Origin of the sequence: Arthrobacter pascens (assembly GCF_017052465.1) — a bacterium.
Lineage (GTDB): Bacteria > Actinomycetota > Actinomycetes > Actinomycetales > Micrococcaceae > Arthrobacter > Arthrobacter pascens.
Genome location: NZ_JAFHKT010000111.1, coordinates 60,295 through 67,356, shown reverse-complemented (window position 1 = coordinate 67,356; position 7,062 = coordinate 60,295). Strand labels below are relative to the sequence as shown.

The window sequence follows — 7,062 nt, the reverse complement described above, 5'->3', positions numbered from 1 at the left end:
CCGGGCGGCGGCCACGACGGCCCGGTCTCCTGCACCGGTCAGCGTTCCGGTGTCGGGGGCGAGTTCCTCATCGACGCTGGACCGGTCCGCGGCGGACAGGGACGCCGTTTCGCGCACCAGCAACGTGGCCCGCCACTCGTTCAACTGCCCCGTCTCCACGGCAGCGAGCGTGTGCGGCATCTCCGTCACCAGGGCCTTGGCCAGGCCCAACAACCGGTTGCCCTTGGCCGGGGATTCGCCACGCGCCAGGGCGATCTGCGCTCCGATGCCCGCCCCGAGCTCATCAGCGGGGATCCCGGCGTCGGCCTGCTGCCGGCGCTGCAGCTGATCGAAGGCGACGGTCAGGCGGGCCTGACGGGCAGCCAAGGCAGACTTTTCCACTTCCAGTGCCCGGATCTCATCAATCAGCCGGGCACCATCCTGATCGGCCACGTCCCCGACCGGAACCCCTTCAGACCCCCCATTACCATCCATAGCTCAAGTGTCGCTGGGGGGTCCGACATTAAAGGCCATCACATTTAATGAGTATGAATCGTCTTCCGCAAATGCCGGCCCGCTACGTCCGACCACCGGTTCGGCGAGGGCAAAGCACCGGGGCTCTGAGGGTGTCAGTGTCCCTTGCTGCTGCCTGGTTGATCTCTTCGGAACAGCTCGCCGAGGCGCTGCGACTTTCCGGTCCTGTTGACGCCCCGTGTGATGCACGATACAGTTCATCAGAAGTTATACGAATAACCAAGGAATTATCGAGTGGCCCAAGGAGGTGTCCATTATGGCTGGATCGCGGCCAAAGTCAGGACCGACAATGCACGACGTCGCTGCTGCTGCCGGTGTTTCACAGGCCACTGTGTCACTGGTGCTGAATTCGGCCTCCGGGTCGCGTTTCTCCGAGGATACGCGTAAGCGCGTCCGGGACGCCGTGAACCGGCTCGGCTACCGCACCAACGCCCACGCCAAGGTCCTTCGGGAGGGCGTGGCCGGCATGATCGGTTTCATCGGCGATTCGGTTGCCACTACTCCTTTTGCGGGCGCCATCATCGAAGGCGCGCAGCAGCGGGCGTGGGAGGACGGGCTCCTTCTGCTCTCGGTAAACACCGGTGGTGACAGGGAGCTCGAAGCCGCATCTTTAGACACCATGCTCTCCTATAAGGTTGCCGGCGTGGTCTACGCCGCCATGTACCACCGACGGCTGGAAGTTCCGGAGGCCCTGACAGGCGTCAGGTCCGTGGTGCTCAATTCGCAGGACCGGGCAGGCCGGGTCCCGAGCGTCGCCCCGGACGAGGTCAAAGGCGGGTACGCGGCCACCAGCCGACTGCTCGAGGCGGGGCACACCAGAGTGGGGCTGATCAATATCGAAACCCTCGAAAGCGGCCTTCCTGCCGCCGTCGGCCGCTATGACGGCTACTGTGCGGCACTTGAGGAAGCGGGGCTGGACGTTGATCCATCGCTGGTCCGCTTCGGTCAGGGCGGCGAGCTCCATGGCTACAAGTACGCCATGGAGCTGCTGACCTCCAACAATCCGCCTACCGCGATTTTCTGCGCGAATGACCGTGGCGCCTGGGGTGCCTACCAGGCCGTCTCGGACCTGCGCCTCTCCATCCCCGGGGACGTCTCGATCGTGGGGTTCGATAATCAGGCGACTCTGGCGCCGTTTCTTCGCCCGGGACTGACCACTTTTGAATTACCGTTCGTCGCCATGGGCCGGCGCGCGGTTGACCTCATCCTCCAGGACGCGGAACCCGATGGCCGGGTCGAGCTCATGGACTGCCCTCTGATCGAACGGAACTCAGTGACTCACCCTAAGGAGATGCCATGAGCCGCACCATCCCGGCCCGACGCGGGCGTCGTCCCGTTGCGGCGCCGTTGCCGCAACGAAAAAATTCTCTTTCGCTCCGCCTAAAGAGGATTTCCCGTGCCTGGCAGTTATACGTATTACTAGCCCCTGCGATCGTCTACGTCCTGGTCTTCAAGTACTGGCCCATGTACGGCGTGCAGATCGCGTTCAAGAACTACAACCCGGTGGACGGATTTACGGACAGCCCCTGGGTGGGCCTGACCCACTTCATCAGGTTCGTGAACTCCTACCAGTTCGGCCAGGTCGTCGGCAACACCCTGTGGATCGCCGTCCTGGGCCTGCTCATAGCCTTCCCCATCCCGATCATCCTGGCCTTGCTGGTCAACCAGCTCCAGAGCGAGAGATTCAAGAAGTTCACGCAGACCGTGCTGTATTCGCCAGCGTTTATCTCCACCGTCGTGGTGGTGGGCATCATGTTCGTGGTTCTGTCCCCCCGGTCCGGCCTGGTGAACAACGCGATCCAGCTGGGCGGCGGTGAGCCGATCTTCTTCATGGGCTCGGCGGAGTGGTTCCGCCCCATCTACGTGATCTCGGATGTCTGGCAGAACGCCGGCTTCTCCATGATCGTGTACCTCGCGGCCCTGGCGGCCATCGACCCGGCACTGCACGACGCAGCCAAGGTCGACGGGGCCTCCAAGCTGCAGCGCATTCGGCACATTGACCTCCCGGGCATCATGCCCGTAGTGACGATCCTGTTCATCCTGGCCATCGGCAACCTGCTCAACGTCGGCTTCGAGAAGGCACTGCTGATGCAGACGCCCCTGAACCTCTCGACCTCGGAGATCATCCAGACCTACGTCTACCACGCGGGCCTGCAGCAGGCGCAGTTCAGCTACTCGGCCGCCATCGGCCTGTTCAACTCCCTCCTCAACCTGGCGCTGCTGCTCTTCTTCAACACGGTGGCGCGCCGGGCCAACCAAGCGACCCTGTGGTGATGCCGAAATGTCTCTGACAACCAACCCCCGCACTACCGAGAACCCGAACCGGGCCGTCAGCCAGGGCCGCCTCCCCAGCCCCAAGCGGACCCTGCGGGACAGGTACGGTGACCGTGCCTTCAACATCGCCGCCACCACTGTCCTGCTGCTGTCCATCCTGGCCGTGGTGTACCCGCTCTACTTCATCGTGATCGCCTCGATCAGCGACCCCAACGCCGTCTACGAAGGCAAGGTCTGGCTGTTCCCCTCCGGGGTCACTACCGAAGGCTACGAACGGATCTTCGCCGACAGCCGGATCTGGAACGGCCTGGGCAACACCGTGGTCTACACCGTGCTCGGCACCGCCGTCAGCGTCAGCACCATCCTGTGCGGCGCCTACGCACTGTCCCGCAAGGACATGCCCGGCCGGAAGATCCTGATGCTCCTGTTCGTGATCACCATGTTCTTCGACGGCGGACTCATCACCAAGTACCTGGTGGTCCGCGACCTGGGCATGCTGGACACCGTCTGGGCCGTGGTCCTGCCCGGGGCGGTGGGTGTATGGAACCTGATCATCGCCAGGTCCTTCTTCGAGCACACCATCCCGAACGAACTGCGCGAAGCCGCCCAGATGGACGGGGCAACTGACTTCAAATTCTTCTTCAAAATGGTGCTCCCACTGTCCAAACCGCTGATCATGCTCATGATCATGGTCCACGTCGTGGCGCACTGGAACTCGTTCTTCGACGCACTGATCTTCCTCAACGACGACTCCAAGTACCCGTTGCAGCTCGTCCTGCGCAACATCCTCATCCAGTCAGATGTCTCATCCACCGGAACCACCGGCGGAGACATCGAATCCTATGCCGCCGCGCAACGGATCGCAGAGCTCACCAAGTACGCCATGATCGTCGTCTCGAGCCTGCCACTCATGATTGCCCTGCCATTCATGCAGAAGCACTTCACCAAGGGCGCCATGATCGGCGCCGTCAAATAGCTCTATACCCGCAGTATCCTCCGCCCAGGCATCCGCCATCGGACGGCAGCACACCCACCTCAGAATAGGAATGACCATGGCATTTAGCCGCAAACTCGCCGCCCTCGGCGCCGTCCTGGCTGGAACATTGATGTTCACCGCCTGCGCTGGCGGCGGCTCAGGAACCACGGAAATCAAAGACGCCTCCGCGGACTTCGGCTTCCAGGAAACAGGCTTACCGATCGTCAGCAAGCAACTCGACCTGACGTTCTCCGGCACCAAGGCAGCACTGGCCCCGGACTACAACACCATGACCGTGGTGAAGGAATGGGAAAAGGCCACCAACGTCCACATCAACTGGGAGAACCTGCCCGAAACGGTCTTCCAGGAAAAAAAGAACCTCATCCTGGCCAGCGGTGACCTCCCCGACGCCTTTTTCAACACCGGGCTGACCGACGCCGAGATCGCCACCTACTCCGCCAGCGGCACACTCATCCCGCTCGAAGGGCTCATCGAGAAGAACGCACCCAACCTCTCCAAGTTGCTCTCTGACCGGCCGGAGATCAAGGCCGCAATCACTTCCTCGGACGGGCACATTTACTCCCTGCCATCGATCGAAGAGCTCGGCCTGGTCCAGTTCCCCAACGAACTGGCCATCAACACTTCCTGGCTGAAAAAGCTCAACATCCCGATGCCGAAAACCGTCGACGAGTTCCACGACGCCCTTCTCGCCTTCAAAACCCGGGACGCCTCCGGCACCGGCAAGACCATACCGCTGAGCTTCATGCCCGGCTCCTGGTGCGGGGACATCGTTGACCTGATCGCGGCCTTGGGCGGAGTGCCGGACAACATGGACCACCGCATCGTCCAGGACGACAAAGTCATCTTCACCCCCACCCAGGACGGCTACAAAAAAGCCATCCAGACCCTGCACGAGTGGTACCAGGAAGGCCTGATCGACCCCGAGTCCTTCTCGCAGGACGACAAGGCCTACCTGGCCAAGGGCAAAGCCGCCACCGAAAACCTCGGCTCCTTCGTCTGGTGGGAAATCCCCGAAATGGTCGGCGCGAACCGCGCCAGCAACTACGCCCTGGTCCCGGTCCTGGAAGGCGTGAACGGCAAGCGGATCGCCAGCCAGTCCAACAACCAGGAAATCGCCCGCGGCGCCTTCGCCATCACCCGGAACAACAAATACCCGGCAGCGACCATGCGCTGGGCCGACAACCTCTACGACCCCATCCAGTCCGCCCAGGCCAACTGGGGGCCTATCGGTGAAACACTGCAAAAGGACGCCACTGGCCTCCTGACCCAGATCCCCGCCCCGGCCGGAACCAGCGAAGGCGAACGCCGCCAAAAGGTCGCCCCGGGCGGCCCGAAGGCCAACACCGCCGAGAACTTCACCACCGTCGTCGCACCCGAACCACGCGCCGCCGAACGCCAGAAAACCGTCAACGAACTCTACAAGCCCTTCGCCGGCAACGACGGCTACCCCCCGGTCGCCCTCTCCAACGAAGAACTCCAGCAGATCAGCACCATCCAGACCGAAACCACCTCACTGGTCAAGCAGAACATGGCCAAATGGATCGTCTCCGGCGGTATCGAGAAGGAATGGGACGGCTACGTATCCCAGCTCCAGAACGTCGGCGTCGACAAAATGATCGAGGTCTACCAGCAGGCCTACGACCGCTACAAGAACAACTCCTAGCGCCACCACCGGGGTGGGCCGGCGTAACCGGCCCACCCCATCCTCCGGGAACCCTGTGAACAAGGGTTCACCCGCAGACCTGCACAGAAACGAGACCTCACCTTCATGACTGCCGCGACCGCCACCACGGCCGACACCTTCCGGCCGGCCCTGCACTACGCCGCCCGGAACACCTGGCTCAATGACCCCAACGGCCTGATCTTTCACGACGGCGTCTACCACCTCTACTACCAGAACAACCCCCTCGATAACGTCTGGGGAAACATGTCCTGGGGACACGCCACCTCCCCGGACCTGATCACGTGGACCGAACACCCCGTCGCCATCTCCTGTGACGAGGACGAAGACATCTTCTCCGGCAGCATCGTCTTCGACCGCGACAACACCAGCGGATTCGGCACCGACTCGGCTCCGCCCTTGGTCGCCGTCTACACCAGCGCCTTCAAGCCCGGCTCCGCACACCACGGCGTCCAGGCCCAGTCCCTCGCCTACAGCCGCGACGGCGGATACACCTGGACCAAACACAGCGCCAACCCCGTCCTGAATCGCGGATCCGCGGAGTTCCGCGACCCAAAAGTCATCCGCTACACCGGCAACACCGGCAGCTACTGGGTGATGGTCGCCGTGGAAGCCACAGACTTCCAGGTGGTGCTCTACAAGTCCGAGGATCTGAAGAGCTGGGAGCTGTTGAGCACGTTCGGCCCGGCCAACGCCACCGGCGGCGTCTGGGAATGCCCCGACCTGTTCCTCCTTCCCGTCGACGGCGACCCGGAGAATCTCAAATGGGTCCTCACCGTAAACCTCAACCCGGGCGGACCCAACAACGGCTCCGCCGGGCAGTACTTCGTCGGGGACTTCGACGGAACGACGTTCACCTCGGCCACTACCGTGACCGAAGGGCTCCAAGACCCGGCCCGGCTGGGCGAGTACCAGTGGCTGGACTGGGGCCGGGACTACTATGCCGCTGTCTCCTTCAGCGACGCCCCCAGCAACCGACGTCTCATGATTGCCTGGATGAACAACTGGGAATACGCCAACCAGATCCCCACCTCGCCCTGGCGGAGCCCCATGTCCCTGGTCCGCGAAATATCGCTGACCACCATAGAAGGAGAGCCGCGGCTCGCGCAGCAGGTTGCCGGGGATCTCACCGCATGGGCTGATCCCGCTGCGACACTGCGCCTCGAAACTGTCGGCATTGTCGAGGGCCAGCACGTCCTCGACGGCGCAGCCGGCAGTGTCCAGCGCATCCAGGTCACCATCCTGCAGGGGACAGCCGATGAATTCGGACTGGTGGTCCGTGGCGGCGAAACGCAAGGTACCCGGATCGGCATCCGCCCCGCGGAAGGACGCATCTTCGTCGACCGCCGGCATTCCGGACAAACAGACTTCCACGAATCCTTCGCCTCTATCGACAGCGCCCCAATCCAGACTCTGGACGGTTCCTACCAGCTCACGATCTATGTGGACCGCTGCTCCGTGGAAGTCTTCGCCCAGGGAGGCCAGGTCACCCTGACCGAATTGATCTTTCCGTCCGCCACGAGCACCGACGTCTCCCTCTACGCCATCGGCGGCGCCGCAACGGCGAAGGACCTGCGCGTCACCGGCTACGCCTAAG

Annotated in this window: 5 protein-coding genes and 1 pseudogene; 5 read left to right on the top strand and 1 reads right to left on the bottom strand. The window is 63.0% G+C overall.

The window, feature by feature from the left end:
* Positions 1-474, bottom strand: a pseudogene (locus JYA52_RS04080) (HNH endonuclease); the annotation flags it as partial.
* 328 nt (positions 475-802) lie between these two features.
* Here JYA52_RS04080 and JYA52_RS04075 point away from each other — a divergent pair.
* From JYA52_RS04075 to JYA52_RS04055, 5 genes are all read left to right on the top strand, one after another.
* Entirely contained in the window at positions 803-1,813 is a 1,011-nt protein-coding gene (locus JYA52_RS04075; protein WP_205651922.1) for a LacI family DNA-binding transcriptional regulator, read from the top strand.
* Positions 1,810-2,787, top strand: coding sequence for an ABC transporter permease (locus JYA52_RS04070; protein WP_205651921.1), 978 nt, complete (start codon positions 1,810-1,812; stop codon positions 2,785-2,787). Before JYA52_RS04075 ends, JYA52_RS04070 begins: the two co-directional genes overlap by 4 nt.
* A 7-nt stretch (positions 2,788-2,794) precedes the next feature.
* Positions 2,795-3,763 (top strand): carbohydrate ABC transporter permease, encoded by a 969-nt coding sequence (locus JYA52_RS04065; protein WP_240459933.1) that lies wholly within the window; start codon positions 2,795-2,797, stop codon positions 3,761-3,763.
* 76 nt (positions 3,764-3,839) lie between these two features.
* Positions 3,840-5,447 carry an ABC transporter substrate-binding protein gene (locus JYA52_RS04060; RefSeq protein ID WP_205651920.1) on the top strand — a complete coding sequence of 536 codons (1,608 nt, stop codon included), beginning with the start codon at positions 3,840-3,842 and terminating at the stop codon, positions 5,445-5,447.
* Positions 5,448-5,552: 105 nt separating this feature from the next.
* A complete protein-coding gene (locus tag JYA52_RS04055; RefSeq protein WP_205651919.1) occupies positions 5,553-7,061 on the top strand; it encodes a glycoside hydrolase family 32 protein in 1,509 nt (502 codons plus the stop codon).
* Position 7,062 lies beyond the last annotated feature (1 nt).

Bases quoted from the DNA above. Each gene is read 5' to 3' on its own strand.
- JYA52_RS04075 (WP_205651922.1), top strand. From the start codon at position 803: ATGCACGACGTCGCTGCTGCTGCCGGTGTTTCACAGGCCACTGTGTCA.
- JYA52_RS04070 (WP_205651921.1), top strand. From the start codon at position 1,810: ATGAGCCGCACCATCCCGGCCCGACGCGGGCGTCGTCCCGTTGCGGCG.
- JYA52_RS04065 (WP_240459933.1), top strand. From the start codon at position 2,795: ATGTCTCTGACAACCAACCCCCGCACTACCGAGAACCCGAACCGGGCC.
- JYA52_RS04060 (WP_205651920.1), top strand. From the start codon at position 3,840: ATGGCATTTAGCCGCAAACTCGCCGCCCTCGGCGCCGTCCTGGCTGGA.
- JYA52_RS04055 (WP_205651919.1), top strand. From the start codon at position 5,553: ATGACTGCCGCGACCGCCACCACGGCCGACACCTTCCGGCCGGCCCTG.